Genomic DNA, 14,516 nt, shown 5'->3' with positions numbered 1-14,516 from the left:
CAAAAATGCTATCAGGACTGGGAGATAAAGACTATCCTTTTACTTAAAGTGTGCCCAAGGAGGCATGGATCATGGAGATAGGAGGTAGCTTTTACGAAAAGAAGTATTACAGCACCTGCTATATGTGCGCCTGCAGGTGTGGGATAGAGGTATATGTGAGGAACAACAAGGTCACTTACATAAAGGGAAACGACGATCATCCTTTGAATAAAGGAGTTCTGTGCGCCAAGGGCTCCTCGGGGATAATGAAGGAGTACTCCCCCGCAAGGCTCAGGAAACCCCTTCTAAGAACAGGTCCCAGAGGTTCGGGTCAGTTCAAGGAGATAGAGTGGGACGAGGCTATAGAGATAGCCGCCAAGTGGATAGACGAGGCGAGGAGGAAGAACCCTGCCAAGGTGGCCTTCTTCACCGGAAGGGACCAGATGCAGGCTATAAACGGATGGTTCGCCCAGCAGATAGGGACCATAAACTGGGCTGCCCACGGGGGCTTCTGTTCGGTGAACGTCGCCGCAGCGGGACTGCTCTCTACAGGATACTCCTTCTGGGAGTTTGGGGATCCGGACTTCGAGAACACCAAGTACTTCATGATGATAGGTGTGGCGGAAGACCACGCCTCTAACCCCTTCAAGTTGGGAATTCAGGAGATGAAGAGGAGGGGAGGTAAGCTCGTCTTCGTAAATCCCGTGAGGTGGTCTTACGGTGCCATAGCGGACGAGTGGGTTCCCGTAAAACCCGGAACGGACGGTGCCTTCGTCTTAGGTCTCTGTCATGTCCTCTTCAAGTACAATCTGATCGACTGGACATTCCTTAAAGAGCAGACCAACGCTCCCTGGCTCGTAATACAGGCTCCCGGAACTCCCAAGGACGGGCTCTTTTACAGGAACGAGGAAGGAAAGCCTATGGTCTATGACAAGAAGACGAGGACGCTTCAGCCTGCCGACAGGATAGTTCCCGACGACCTCGATCCCGCCTTCGTAGGTGAGTTTGAGACGCCCGAAGGGTTCAAGGTAAGACCCGCCTTCGATATCTTCGCCGAGAGGCTCATTAGGGATTACAGCCCCGAGAAGGTAGAGAAGATAACCGGCATCCCCGCCAAGGACATAGAGAGGATAGCCAAGGAGATGGGAGTGATAGCCCTCTACGATCCCCTTGAACTTCCCGTCGAGTGGACGGACGTTTGGGGAAGGAAGCACAAGACCATGAAGGGAAGACCCGTCTCCTTCCACATTATGAGGGGCATAGCCTCCCACTCCAACGGCTTCCAGACAGCGAGGGCTGTTTTCGTCCTCAAGATGCTTTTGGGGTGCGTGGACGTACCCGGCGGACACTTGGCAAAGCCCCCCTATCCCAAGCACATAGAGGATCTTCCTAAGCCTGTGAAGATAAGGTCTCTCGATGATCTTAAGTACGGAGAGCCCCTCAAGGGTCCCCACTTGGGACTCCCTCAGAATCCCGACGATCTGCTCGTGGACAAGGACGGAAATCCCTTAAGGATAGACAAGGCTTACAGCTGGGAGTTCCCCATAGCAGCTCACGGATGCATACAGAACGTGATCCCCGCAGCTTACCAGAGGGATCCTTACGACATAGAGGTCCTCATCATATACATGGCTAACATGGCATGGAACTCCTCCCAGAACATACCTTACATAATCGAAGCCCTCACGGCAAAGGATCCGGCTGGCAACTATATAATCCCGAAGATAATCACGATAGACGCCTTCTACAGCGAGCAGGTGGCTTACTCCGATCTCGTCCTTCCGGATGCCACCTACTTGGAGCAGTGGTTTGCCCTCTCCCTTCTCGACAGACCCCCCTCGGTGGCGAGCGGTCCGGTGGACGCACTCAGACAGCCGATAGTTGATCCGAAGAGGGAGGGATTGGACGTCAAGCCTTGGGGAGACGTTATGGTGGAGCTGGGAACCAGGCTCAAGCTTCCCGGTTTCGTGAACGAGGACGGAACTCCCAAGTACAAGGACTTTAAGGACTTTCTCATAAACTGGCAGCCGAGACCAGGAGTAGGAGCGTTAGCTGGGTGGAGAGGTAAAAACGGAGACAAGCACTTCGTAGGAGAGCCTAATCCTAAGCAACTTGAAATGTACACCAAGAACAAGGGCTTCTTCTACTACAGACTGCCGGAGCACATGAGGTATTACAGGCACATCAACAAGGACTACTTGGAGTGGGCTAAGAGCGTGGGATTTGTGAAGAAGACCGATCCCATAATAATGAACTTCTACGTGGAGTCCCTCCAAACCTTCAGGCTCGCCGGTCAGGGACTCTGGGAAGGTGAGAACCAACCGCCCAACGATCCGGTCATTAGGGAGAGGTTGGTCAAGTACTTCGATCCCCTGCCCTTCTGGTATCCTCCCTTCGAGGAGGAGGTGAGCGGTGACGAGTACCCCCTCTACGCCTTCACCGCAAGGCCCCAGTGGATGTACCACTCTTGGGACTCCCAGAACGCATGGCTCAGACAGATATCCACGAGAAACTTCCTTTACATGAACCCCAAGACAGCGGAGAGGTTAGGAATAAAACACCTTGACTGGGTATGGGTTGAGTCGAGGGTAGGTAAGGTCAAGTGTCAGGTATTTTTAACGGAAGCCACGGAACCTAACTCCGTGTGGACTTGGAACGCTATAGGGAAGATGCAGGGGACCTGGGGACTCAAGCCTGAAGCTGAGGAAGGACATCAGGGGTTCCTCCTCAACCACGTCATCCCCCACTCCATAAAGATAGGAGGAAGGGAGATCTTCTACGGAGATCCCATTACAGGGCACCTTGCATGGTTCGATACCAAGGTCAAAGTGTACAGGGCTGAGGATCAAACACCTGAAACCTACCCTGAGTTTAGGGTCGAACCGCTCCCATACATAAAGGATAGGTGGACGGAGGTTCTGAGGTACAAGCCATGAGCCTGAAGGCCGCTGAGAAGAAAACTGTAAAGGATTACGAGGCTCTCCCTGAAGGAAGCCCCTACCGGCTCATAGAGGGGGAGTTTGTGATAAGTCCAGCACCTGCACCTGATCATCAGAGGAGTTCTAGAAGGCTATTCAGCAAACTTTATGAGCGTGTAGAGAAGTTAAAGAAGGGAGAAGTCTTCTACGTTCCCGTAGATGTTTACCTTGACGAAGAGAACGCCTATCAGCCGGATATAGTCGTTATTCTTAAAGGCGGAAGGGCGAAGGTAACCGAAAGAGGTGTGGAGGGACCTCCCGATATTGTTATCGAGATACTTTCTCCCTCCACCGCCTACTACGATCTTACAGAGAAGAAGGAGGTTTACGAGAGAGTAGGCGTCAGGGAGTACTGGATAGTGGATCCAAAGAGAAGGGCGATAGAGGTTTATAAGAACACGGAGAATGGTTTTGAACTTTATTCAAAGGCAAAAGGTACAGGTAAGGTTAAGTCTTCGGTTGTCCCTGAGTTTGAAATTGCCCTTAAGGAAGTTTTCGAGGAGGTGCTGTGATGGCACAGTTTGCTTTAGTTATAGATCTTAACACCTGCGTTGGGTGTCATGCCTGTGCCACCAACTGTAAGGAGTGGAACACTCAGGCGGCTTTCGGTCCCCTTTCGGACTTCGATCCCTACGGGGCTCACCCAGAAGGAGTTTGGTACAACAGGATAATGACCTACGAGACGGGTGAGTTTCCCAACACGCAGGTCTTCCACTTACCCAAATCCTGTCTCCACTGTCAGGATGCGCCCTGCGTTCCCGTCTGTCCTACGGGGGCTTCCTACAAGAGGGAACAGGACGGAATAGTCCTGGTGAACTACGACGACTGCATAGGTTGTAAGCTCTGCTCCTGGAGCTGTCCTTACGGATGCAGGGAGTTCGACGAGGCGGACAAGGTTATGAAGAAGTGCACCCTCTGCATAGACAGGGTATACGACGAGACCTTACCTCCCGAACACAGGAAGCCCGCCTGTGTTCTCACCTGCCCTGCGAGGGCGAGGTTCTTCGGAGACATAGAGGATCCCAACAGCGAGGTTTATAAGGTGATAGAGGAGAGGAACGGTTTCGTCCTATTCCCGGACATGGGGACGAACCCCTCCAACCACTACCTGCCGAGGACGGAGACTAAGGTAAACCTTGAGGAGTTCGAAAAGCACATACTGAGACCGGACAATCCCCTCTTCCTAGAGGTTATGAAGAGACACCACGTTTCCAATAAAGCCGTTCAAGAAAAAGAGGTGGAGGTAGGATAATGCACCCACCGATGTCGTTGATATTCTTCTTCCTGACAGCCGGAACGTCTATAGGTCTGTTCATATTCATGTACGCTATTGAGTTCCTCCAGCTCTTCGGAAAGGGTCAGGGGCTGCCAAAGGAGGTGATCCTCAAGCTCGGTATCTTAGAACTGGTGCTCATCGGAGCGGGAGCGATAGGTGCGTCTTTTCATTTGGGACACAAGCTCAGGGCTTGGAAGGCTATAAAGAGGTTCAGAACCTCATGGCTTTCAAGGGAGGCGGTCTTTAGCGGAGCCTACGGATTTACATTGCTGATCTACCTGGTTTTAAACTACTTCGATGTGAACCCCTTCTTTGAACACTTCTTCGGGATAACCACCCTCGTACTCGGTGTTCTGAGCGGGTTCTCAACGGCGATGATCTACGCCTCCAACCGGTTCGTCCTTGAGTGGAACACCTCCATAACGGTCATCTACTACCTCCTGATGTATCTGATGCTCGGATCCACGCTCATGGCTTACTTCTCCTACATCTATAAACTTCCCTACCTTGGAACCTTCATATTCCTTAGCTTTCTGTTCCTCGTTCTCGCCCTCGACTTCAGGATAGCCTTCAACGTTAGGCAGTTCTATTTGAAGCGTCCTACGATGAACGAGGCTCTCAACCTACCCCACAACAGACCCATAAGGGTTATAGACACGGGTTCAACAACGGACAACTTCTGCACCACAGAGTTCTATTACAGGAAAGGCAAAGAGTTGCTCTCTACCGTTATACCCCTTGCCTACCTGCTCACCTTCGTAGTTCCCCTCTTCCTCGTCCTTTATGCTTGGATAACGGGAACCCATAACCACTGGATATTCGGACTGACCTACCTCTTCGTTCTCTTCGGAAGCGCCTTGGAGAGGTGGAGCTTCTTCGTGGAGGGCAACCACGTCCAGAACCTCTTCTACGGGCTCTATCCCGAAGAGGGCTACAGGCTCAGGAAGGGCTTTATGGAGAGGAAGGAGACGAGGATATCCCTTTACGGATAGAAGGCTTTTACCTTCAGGAGGAGCTCCCTCCACTCCCTTTCGGGATCCGAATCCCAGACTATACCGCATCCGGAAAAGTAACTAATTTCTGAACCACCGCCGAAGGCGGTCCTTATGAGGACACTTAAGGTAAAGTCTCCGTTTCTTTTGACAAATCCCGCGGCTCCGCAGTAGTATCCCCTTGAATGGGGTTCGAGCTCGTTGATTATCTCAACCGCCCTCCTCTTGGGAGCTCCCGTTACCGAAGCGGGCGGGAAGGACTCCCTTACTATCCTTGGAAAGTTCTCCGAGGTCCTTCCCTCGACGGTGGAATGCATCTGACAGAGGGTGCTGTACCTTTCCACTTTGAAAAGCTCGGGGACTCTCACACTCCCTGCCTCTGCAACCCTTCCGATGTCGTTCCTCATCATGTCCGTTATCATCAGGTTCTCCGCCCTCTCCTTCTCGCTCGAAAGGATCTCCTCCGCTCTCTTCCCCGTTCCCTTTATGGGTTTGCTTCTGAGGATCTCACCTCTCTTTTCCAGAAATAGCTCCATGGATCCCGAAAGTATGGTGAGGTTTTCCATATTGAGAAAGAAGGCGTAGGGAACGGGTTGCCTTTTGAAAAACTCTAAAAACAGATCGAGAGGATCCCCCTTGAGATTAAAGTCTATCCTCGAAGAGAGGTTTATCTGATAGACGTCTCCTTTCTCTATGTAAGCCTTTATCTTTTCCACCCTATCTTTGAATTCCCTCTCAGAGAGGGACATCCCCACCGGTTCTAAGCAGTAAGGCTTCAAGTTTCTCTTAAACCTTTCGGGCTCTGATAACCTTAGGGCTATGATCTTCGGAAGCTGACTCTCCTTTATTCTCAGCTCAAGGAATTCCTCGCCGAGCTCGTAGGATAGGACAACAAAACCCTCAAAGTTCTTAAGATCCTCGATCCTTTCAGGATAAAAGACCTCCCTCACGTCGAAGTCGTAAAGACCCTCTCTTCCGAACCAGCCTCCCGATACGATCAGCCTCACGGAGATATAATCTTAGCCTCAGGGAGGTGGATGAAATGAGAGTGTTCAACACAGAGGGTATAAAAGATCTGTCCAAACTTATAGAGGAGAAGATGGAGGATGTTAAGGAGATCGAGGTTGTGAAGCTCAACGAGAGTGAAGACATGAGCCAGTTCCTTGTATTCGTCAGAACCGCCGAGCTCCCTCACTACCATGCACAGCATGATCTTACCTTTGTAGTGATCAGAGGAAGAGGAGAGCTTTACCTCGACGGAAGAAGGGAAGAGCTACGGGAAGGCGACACCGCTTTCATCCCGAGGAAGAAGGTTCACTTCTATACGAACACCTCTGTGGTCTCGGTTCTCTTGGCTACCTTCAGCCCTAAGTACGATGGAAGGGATAGCGTGAAGGTAGATCTTTGAATTTCTTTATAATTATTAGCCTGACAGCTATCAATACCTTAAGGAGGTGTCCGAATGGCTTTCGAACTCGCTCAGAGGCTGAAGGTTCTTCCACCGTACCTGTTCGCCGAACTCGACAGGAGGAAGCAGGAAAAGATAGATCAGGGAGTGGATGTTATAGACCTCGGAGTGGGAGATCCGGACCTTCCCACACCCGATCCCATAGTTGAGGCTCTCTGCCAATCTGCAAAGAAGCCGGAGAATCATAAGTATCCATCTTACGTTGGCATGAGAGCTTACAGGGAAGCGGTCGCCCAGTGGTACAAGAGGAGGTTCGACATAGATCTCGATCCTGACAGAGAGGTCATAGCCCTGATAGGTTCTAAGGAGGGTGTTGCCCACTTTCCCTTGGCTTTTATAGATAGGGGGGATGTGGTTCTTTGCCCCGATCCAGCCTACCCGGTCTACAAAATAGGAACCATATTCGCCGGTGGTGAGCCTTACATGATGCCTCTTAAGGAGGAAAACGACTTCCTGCCGGATATCGGTTCTATTCCTCAGGAGGTGGTGGAGCGAGCGAAGATAATCTGGATAAACTATCCCAACAACCCCACCTCTGCAGACGCAACGGAGGACTTCTACAGGGATCTTATTAAGTGGGCTAAGAAGCACAACGTAATAGTAGCCTCCGACAACGCTTACTCGGAGATATACACCGGGGATCGGAAACCCATATCCATACTCCAGATAGAGGGTGCGAGGGACGTAGCTATCGAGTTTCACTCCCTTTCCAAGACCTACAACATGACTGGATGGAGAATAGGTATGGCGGTCGGGAACGAAGAGCTCGTCAAAGCTCTCGGTAAGGTGAAGACGAACGTGGATTCGGGTCAGTTCAACGCAGTTCAGGAGGCGGCTATAGTCGCTCTGAATCTTCCGGAGGAGGAGCTGGATAAGCTGAGGGCTATATACAGGGATAGAAGAAAGGTCATGACGGAGGCTCTAAGGAAGCTTGGGCTAAAACCTTTGGAGTCGGACGTCACCTTTTATATATGGACGAGGGTTCCAGAAGGATACACCTCTGCCAAGTTTGTGGGAAGGCTCATAGACGAAGCGGGTATAGTCTGCACTCCCGGAAACGGTTTCGGGGATGCGGGAGAAGGATACTTCAGGATATCCCTCACCGTTCCCACGGAAAGGTTGCTCGAGGCGGCTAAGAGGATAGAAAATTTAAAGTTATGAAGGCAGGAGAGGTCAGCCTTACCGATATCAGCATAAGCGTTCCCACAGTACCCTACGATCTGAGCCTGAAGGAGCTCAAGGGCATATTTGAGGAGCTTCATATTTACAAGTACCTCACGGTCCTTAAAGAGAATCTTCCGATAGGCATAGTATATCGAAGCGAGGTGGAAAGGCTCTCAAATGAAAGGCTAATAGCAGGGGACGTTGCCAGGACCTGTCCGAGGGTGAGAGATACTCTCGTAACGCAGGAAAGCCTCTTTGGACTCCTCGACCTTCTCCCCTTAGAAAAGGAGCCGGCTATCCTTGTGGATAAGAGAGGAAAGTACCTGGGTGTGGTGACCTACGATACAGTACTCCACTACATAACCCAGCACAGGGAGTATGTGCTTCCCATAGTTCAGAGACTCCACACGGGCATAGGGAAGGAGGAGTTCCTCTGTGTCTTCGGTCTCAAGAACGTGGACAGGTTCAGGAAGTTCTTTGGTTCGGAGAAGGTGGACAGCCTATACCGAATACTGTCGGAGGACGTCAAGGACTTCTTTGAAGGGGAGATGTCAGGCGTACCGGAAAAGGGAGAGGTCTGGGTTATAGCTCCCAAGGCACCGAGCAAAGAAGAGATAAAGGAACTTTTTAAGGAGTTTCACAGGGAGTACACACTTCTTTTTGGAGAGTTCCAGTACGTTAACGTATACGGCTTCTGTATAGATATGGGAAAGGTGGAGTCTCAGGAGAGGCTGTACAACCTCAAAGAAGAACTGAGGGAGAGAACTAAAAAAATAGAGGGCTCGGTCTTCATAATCCACAAGCTCCAGCCAACCCTCGTCCTTTACGATCCCTCGAAGCAGAAGCTCATAACGAACATTAAGAAGAAGATACTCAAGGACTTCAAGGAGATAGTTGAGACCGTCCGCTCTTCTCCGAAGGATATGTGGGAGCACATACTCTACGACATGTTCGATAGATACCCTTACTTCGAGCTCTTCTACATAATAGGGGAGAAGGGACTCCAGATAACCAACAACATCGTGAACCCGAAGGTGGATTACTTCGTAGCGCAGGGCAAGAAGGGTAGCGATAGGTCGGAGAAACCTTATTTTAAAAAGGCTATTGAGGAGGGTTCCTTTATATCCGACGTATACCTCTCTAAGGCGACCGACGACTTCTGTATAACCGTTTCAGAGAAGTTTATCCACGAGGGCAAGACCTACGTTTTGGCAGGGGACATAAACTTCAAGCAGATCCACAGGCTCGTGAAAAGCTACCGGGAAACGACGGTATGAGAAAAGCAAAACTGGTAGGTAGTCTGAGGTACAGAAATCTGAGATATACAAGGAACCATCCGCTAAGGATACCGAGAGTTTCTCTTCTATTAGAGTTCTTGGAAGCCATGAACTTGGTAGAGGAAAACGAAAAGGTAGAGGGCAGGGATGCGACGTTAGAGGAACTGCTCCTCTTCCACGACAAAGAATATATAGAGACTTTGATAGAGGCGGATAGATGTCAGTGTGTTCCGAAGGGAGCGAGGGAGAGGTTCAACATAGGGAGCTATGAAAACCCTGTATCTCCCGCCATGTACAGAGGTTCCTCCCTCGCCACGGGTTCCTCCGTTCAGGCGGTAGAGCTGTTCTTAGAAGGTTTTGTGCCTTTTAACCCTGCGGGAGGTATGCACCACGCCTTCAAGAGCAGGGCACACGGCTTTTGCTTCATCAACGATCCTGTGATAGCGATAGAGTCTCTTCTGAGAAGAGGGTTTAAGAAAGTTCTGTATATAGACCTCGACGCTCACCACTGCGACGGGGTTCAGGAGGCTTACTACCGGGACGACAGGGTTTACGTTGTATCCCTTCACCAGTCCCCCGATTACGCTTTCCCTTTTAAGAATGGTTTTTTAGAGGAGAGAGGGGAAGGAAAGGGGAAGGGTTTTAACCTGAACCTACCTTTACCGAAAGGGGTGAGCGACAACGAGTATCTCTACGTTCTCGAAAGGATCATCAGATACGTGGGAGACGTATTTAATCCCGAGGTCCACATCCTTCAGTTAGGGACGGACCCGCTTTTAGAGGATCCGCTCTCAAAGTTCGGGCTGTCCAACAGAGGATTCTTGGAAGCCTTCAAACTTGTGAGGGAAGCCTTCGGAGAAGGGATATACTTAGGCGGAGGCGGTTACCACCCTATAGCCTTAGCCAGAGCCTGGACGATCTTATGGTGTGAGATGTCGGGGAGGGAAGTGCCGGAGAAGATAAACGAGAGAGGAAAGGAGATCTTGAAGTCCGTCGAATGGGAAGAGTTCGATGAGGAGGAGAGGGATTACCTTTATGAAAACCTCCTTGATTCTTGGAGAGGCGGGGAGATCAGGGAGGAGATAAAGGACCTTACCGCCAAGGTGAAGGAGTTAGTCTACGGCTAATCCACAAGGATCTATCTCCCTTATCTCAACCTTCCGGACTTTGAAGTTCAGGAGAGGACTCTCGAGGGGATAGTCCTCTTCTTTTACTGGATAGGGGAATCTCTCTATCTTCACCCTAACGGGGATGACTTCCTTCCTCCTCACCAAGCACTTTGGAGGAAGCCTACCGATCATTATGTCGTTATCCAAGGTGAAGGAGTAAGTGTAACCTGCGAAGTTGAGGCTTCCATCGAGGAACCTTACCGACTCTATGCCCTCACCTCCGAGGGTGTAGGCGCCCTTTACCTCAAAGTCGCCGTTCAGATAGAGGAGGAGTCCGTCCGAATCTCCACTTTTGTAGGTATCTCCCATGAGCACGAGACCGTCTCGCGTTTCTCTGAAAACTCTTCCGTAATCGAAATCTCCTCCGTCGTAGGCATAATACCTACCCTCCTCCGGGAGGATTAAAAGGACATCGCTGTCGTCTCTCTCTTCCGTTCTGCCGACGGCAAGGATATGACCTTTGTAAAGACCGACGTAGCGGAAGTAATCCTTCTTTGGACTTCCGTAGAGGGAGGAGGATAAGAGATCCCCTTGCTCGCTGAGAACGAGGAGGAAGCCGTCCCAGTTTCCCCTGAAGTTACTCCTACCAGCGACGTAGTACTTATCTCCTTTCTGAACCACGCCGTAGGCGTACTCGTCCTTCTCAGTTCCTATTCGCTTAGACCAGAGGACCTTAAGGTCTCTACTCAACCTGATAATGAGGATGTCCCAGTTCCTTTCGAACACGCCTCCCACTAGTGCAAAGCCGTTCTTTACCTCCGTCATATACCAGAGCATCTCATCCGCCTTTCTACCGAGGGTACTTCTCACCCTCACCCCGTTAGGTCCGAACTCGACGAGGGCTATGTCCATGTTTCCCCTGCCGAAAGTTACCAGACCCGCGAGGCATGCTCTCCCGAAGCTAACCACAGTGTAGCTGTAGTCGTCCTTCCGAGATCCTACCGAATAGACCTTACACTTATCCGAACACACACCCACGAGAGCATCGTAATTATTCTCTCCTCTGTCTTCCCTACCTACGAAGCAAACCCCATCTTCAAGACTCCCGATCGCGAAACTCCCCTCGTTCCTCTCTGTGGAAAGAACCTTTACCTGGGCGAAGGATAGACTCAGGAGGAGCAGCAGGAGAACCATCGGTTTAATGTTAATATAGATGGCGATGGATATACTCTGGGCACCGTGGAGGAGCCACTACGTAGAAAATGTCGATAATATAGAGGGTTGTTTCCTCTGCCACGCCGTAAGCCAGCCACCAGAGAGATGGAAGGAGGTTCTGGTTCTCCACAAGGGAGAGAGGAGCTTCATAATTCTCAACAAATATCCCTACAACTCTGGACATCTGATGATAGTTCCGATAGAACACGTGGGAGATTACGAACAGCTCGACGAGGAAACGGTCTTGGAGATGGATCGGTTACTGAGGCTATCCCTGAAGGCTCTTAAGAAGGTCTTTAAACCCCACGGTTTTAACGTAGGCTATAACCTTGGAAGACCGGCAGGTGCCGGTTTGGAAAGCCATATCCACATGCACGTCGTCCCCCGCTGGAGCGGAGATACTAACTTTATGCCGGTAATAGCCAATACGAAGGTGATCTCCCAGGATCTCTTCTCCACCTACGACAGGCTGAAGGAAGCGGTAGAAAACCTCTTAGCAGAAGAATAAATATGAACCTTCTTGAAGTCAAGGGTCTTAACCTCTGGTACGGGAACAACAGGGTTCTTTACGATATCTCTTTTGATGTGAAGAAGGGAGAGGTACTCTGCATAGTCGGAGAGTCAGGCTCAGGAAAGTCCTCGATACTCTATTCCATAGCCGGGCTTCTTCCAGAAAACGCAAAGGTTGAGGGCGAGGTTAAGTTCGACGGAATAGACCTGCTAAAAGTTTCGGAAAGTGAGAGGAGAAAAATGAGAGGGAAAGATATAGGTATGATTTTTCAGGAGCCTTCCGCTTACCTCGATCCCCTCTTTACCGTTGGCTCTCAGATAGAGGAAACCTACAAAAGTCACTTTCCCGGGGCTACGGACAGTAGATCTAAAGCGATAGAGGCTTTGAGAAAGGCGGGGATCCCCAAGCCGGAGGAAAAGTTTAACATGTATCCCCACCAGCTTTCGGGAGGGCTCAAGCAGAGGGTCTGTATAGCGATATCTATAGTCTGTGAGCCCAAACTCCTGCTCGCTGACGAGCCGACCACCGCCTTAGACGTTTCAGTTCAGAAGAGGATCCTTAATCTCTTCAGGAGGTTAAGATCGGAGGGAAAGTCCATAATCCTTGTTACCCATGACTTCGGCGTTGTTGCTGAGGTAGGAGACAGGGTCGTGGTTCTGAAGGAAGGCAGGGTTATAGAGGAGGGGGACGTCTACAGAATTTTTGATAGCCCTAAGGAAAGTTATACGAAGATGCTTCTGGAAGCTATTTAAGAGAAAAACTTCTTAAAGCCTTCAATTATCTTGTCTGCGTTAACCTCGTAGGTTCCCCGAGCTATTTCTTCTTTAATTTTCTTTACCTTTTGGGATATGTCCTCGTAATCGGCTTCGAGAGCCTTCCTCGCCACGTCTGATATCTCAACCACATCGCCCGAACCCGTTACTCTCTGAACTTCCGAAGTTTCCTTCTTCTTAACCTTCTTCTCCGTCTCGAGCGCCTGTCCTATAAGCCTGTTCAGGTTTACCTTGTCTATCATCTCACCTAATAGTATCGGATCCTTTTAAGAAATTTTCAATACTCTTATACGCCTTCGGGATAGCCTCTATAAGATCTCTCGCCCTGAGGCATTCCCTGTGTAGTTTCTCCTCCGCTATCTCACCCGCAAGCCCGTGGAGGAAGACGCCTGTCTTGAGAGCTTCCTTTATATCCATACCCCTGCCGATTAGGGAGATTAAAACACCAGACAGGACGTCGCCTACACCTCCCTTTGCCATGGCAGGAGTTCCTCTCATGGAGACAAACGCCTCCCCCTCGGGAGTTGTAATCACGGTTCTCGCTGCCTTCAGAACTACATAACACCTGTTTTTCAGAGAGAACTCCTGAGCCACATCGATCTGGTTCTCTATGATCTCCAAGGAACTTAATCCTGTAAGCCTTGCGAACTCCCCCACATGGGGAGTGAGAACCACTGGAATTTCTCTATCCTTAAGGATATCGAGGTTTCCGAGATCGGCGAGATTGTTAATCCCATCGGCATCAAGGAGAATAGGCTTTCCCCATCCGGTTATCAGATCCCTCACTATGTCCTGTCCTTCCTCGTACCTGTCCATCCCCATACCCATGGCTAAGGCGGAGAACCTCTCCTGCTCCTCGAGGATCTTTTCAACGCAGAAGTAAGATAGCCTCTCCTTACCCGGGAGTGGAAAGCTCATCTCCTCCACAAGGTTCACTTCGAGAATAGGATCGAGTTCCTCCGGAACGCCGACGGTAACCAGACCGCTCCCCGTCCTCGTGGCAGCCATAGCGGACATCATCACTGCCCCCGTCTTTCCCCTGCTCCCACCCACTATCAGGACGTGTCCCTCCCTGTTCTTGTAGGTGTCCCTCTCCCTTTGGGGTATCAGGAGATCTTCCACCTCTATCGTGGATCTCTTTATACCCTTAGCTAAGTCCTCTGGGATAGATATATCTACAACGAGGACCTCACCGCAGAGTTTGGCAGCGGGAAAGAGGACATGGCACACTTTGGGGAACTGAAAGGTAACCGTGACGGAGGCTCTCACGGAGGGTTTGAACACCCTTCCAGTGTTGGCGGAGAGTCCGGAGGGAATATCGATGGAAAGGATAGGGACGCCGCTCTCGTTCATCCTCTTTATGAGCTCTCCCACCTCGCCCCTGATCGGAGGCTCGAATCCGGTTCCGAAGAGGGCATCAACTATCAGGTCGTAATCCTTTAAGTTCGGCTCCTTAGTGAGGGGTTCGAGATTGAGGTTTTTAAGGATATTGAGCTGCAGCAGGGCGTCTCCCTTAGGTTCTCCCAGAGCAAGATAGCAATCGACCTTCCTGCCCTTTAGATAGAGCATCCTCGCCAGGGCGAGCCCGTCGCCTCCATTGTTTCCCTTTCCAGCAACTACGAGGATTCTCTTAGCCTCTGAAAAGTGCTTCTCTACAGCCTTCAGGAGTCCTCTCGCCGCGTTCTCCATGAGAACCACTGAGGGAATACCTATCTCCTCTATCGTCCTCCTGTCGAGAGCGGACATCTCCTTAGCTTTCAGTATCTTCATGGGG

General features: G+C 50.6%; 14 protein-coding genes. 10 read left to right on the top strand and 4 right to left on the bottom strand.

Annotated features, from left to right (window positions below; all coding sequences use genetic code 11):
- The first annotated feature begins 71 nt into the window (after positions 1–71).
- From sreA to sreC, 4 genes are read left to right on the top strand one after another with little or no spacing between them, the layout of a single operon-like run.
- A complete protein-coding gene (gene sreA, locus ACZ483_RS07125; RefSeq protein ID WP_464323485.1) occupies positions 72–2,915 on the top strand; it encodes a sulfur reductase subunit SreA in 2,844 nt (947 codons plus the stop codon).
- Positions 2,912–3,469, top strand: a complete 558-nt coding sequence (locus ACZ483_RS07120) for a Uma2 family endonuclease (protein WP_464323484.1) — start codon at positions 2,912–2,914, stop codon at positions 3,467–3,469. Before sreA ends, ACZ483_RS07120 begins: the two co-directional genes overlap by 4 nt.
- Entirely contained in the window at positions 3,469–4,209 is a 741-nt protein-coding gene (sreB, locus tag ACZ483_RS07115; protein ID WP_464323483.1) for a sulfur reductase subunit SreB, read from the top strand. Before ACZ483_RS07120 ends, sreB begins: the two co-directional genes overlap by 1 nt.
- The gene (gene sreC, locus ACZ483_RS07110; protein WP_464323482.1) at positions 4,209–5,225 is read left to right on the top strand and encodes a sulfur reductase subunit SreC; all 1,017 of its coding nucleotides are present in this window, start codon (positions 4,209–4,211) and stop codon (positions 5,223–5,225) included. The genes sreB and sreC overlap by 1 nt, the downstream gene beginning before the upstream one ends.
- On the opposite strand, the gene ACZ483_RS07105 is transcribed toward sreC, so the two are convergent.
- Positions 5,216–6,232, bottom strand: a complete 1,017-nt coding sequence (locus ACZ483_RS07105; RefSeq protein ID WP_464323481.1) for a chorismate-binding protein — start codon at positions 6,230–6,232, stop codon at positions 5,216–5,218. The genes sreC and ACZ483_RS07105 overlap by 10 nt on opposite strands.
- Before the next feature lie 35 nt (positions 6,233–6,267).
- Here ACZ483_RS07105 and ACZ483_RS07100 point away from each other — a divergent pair, with 35 nt between their 5' ends.
- From ACZ483_RS07100 to ACZ483_RS07085, 4 genes are read left to right on the top strand one after another with little or no spacing between them, the layout of a single operon-like run.
- Positions 6,268–6,633, top strand: a complete 366-nt coding sequence (locus ACZ483_RS07100; RefSeq protein WP_464323480.1) for a cupin domain-containing protein — start codon at positions 6,268–6,270, stop codon at positions 6,631–6,633.
- Positions 6,634–6,687: 54 nt separating this feature from the next.
- Positions 6,688–7,854, top strand: coding sequence for an LL-diaminopimelate aminotransferase (locus ACZ483_RS07095; RefSeq protein ID WP_464323479.1), 1,167 nt, complete (start codon positions 6,688–6,690; stop codon positions 7,852–7,854).
- Positions 7,851–9,134, top strand: a complete 1,284-nt coding sequence (locus tag ACZ483_RS07090) for a PDC sensor domain-containing protein (protein WP_464323478.1) — start codon at positions 7,851–7,853, stop codon at positions 9,132–9,134. Before ACZ483_RS07095 ends, ACZ483_RS07090 begins: the two co-directional genes overlap by 4 nt.
- Positions 9,131–10,261, top strand: a complete 1,131-nt coding sequence (locus ACZ483_RS07085) for an acetoin utilization protein AcuC (protein WP_464323477.1) — start codon at positions 9,131–9,133, stop codon at positions 10,259–10,261. Before ACZ483_RS07090 ends, ACZ483_RS07085 begins: the two co-directional genes overlap by 4 nt.
- Here ACZ483_RS07085 and ACZ483_RS07080 read toward each other — a convergent pair.
- A complete protein-coding gene (locus ACZ483_RS07080) occupies positions 10,247–11,437 on the bottom strand; it encodes a hypothetical protein (protein WP_464323476.1) in 1,191 nt (396 codons plus the stop codon). The two genes, ACZ483_RS07085 and ACZ483_RS07080, sit on opposite strands and share 15 nt — an antisense overlap.
- 25 nt (positions 11,438–11,462) lie before the next feature.
- Here ACZ483_RS07080 and ACZ483_RS07075 point away from each other — a divergent pair, with 25 nt between their 5' ends.
- Positions 11,463–11,966: an HIT family protein gene (locus tag ACZ483_RS07075; protein WP_464325140.1), complete on the top strand. Its 504-nt coding sequence runs from the start codon at positions 11,463–11,465 to the stop codon at positions 11,964–11,966.
- Between the two features lie 2 nt (positions 11,967–11,968).
- Positions 11,969–12,721 carry an ABC transporter ATP-binding protein gene (locus tag ACZ483_RS07070; RefSeq protein ID WP_464323475.1) on the top strand — a complete coding sequence of 251 codons (753 nt, stop codon included), beginning with the start codon at positions 11,969–11,971 and terminating at the stop codon, positions 12,719–12,721.
- On the opposite strand, the gene ACZ483_RS07065 is transcribed toward ACZ483_RS07070, so the two are convergent.
- Both ACZ483_RS07065 and ACZ483_RS07060 read right to left on the bottom strand, forming a co-directional pair.
- Positions 12,718–12,984 carry a flagellar biosynthesis anti-sigma factor FlgM gene (locus tag ACZ483_RS07065; RefSeq protein WP_464323474.1) on the bottom strand — a complete coding sequence of 89 codons (267 nt, stop codon included), beginning with the start codon at positions 12,982–12,984 and terminating at the stop codon, positions 12,718–12,720. The genes ACZ483_RS07070 and ACZ483_RS07065 overlap by 4 nt on opposite strands.
- Position 12,985: 1 nt before the next feature.
- Positions 12,986–14,512 (bottom strand): NAD(P)H-hydrate dehydratase, encoded by a 1,527-nt coding sequence (locus tag ACZ483_RS07060; RefSeq protein ID WP_464323473.1) that lies wholly within the window; start codon positions 14,510–14,512, stop codon positions 12,986–12,988.
- Positions 14,513–14,516 lie beyond the last annotated feature (4 nt).

It is taken from the genome of Hydrogenivirga okinawensis (assembly GCF_055385515.1).
The sequence above is the reverse complement of the archived record's forward strand: the minus strand, read 5'-3'. Positions and strand labels throughout refer to the sequence as shown.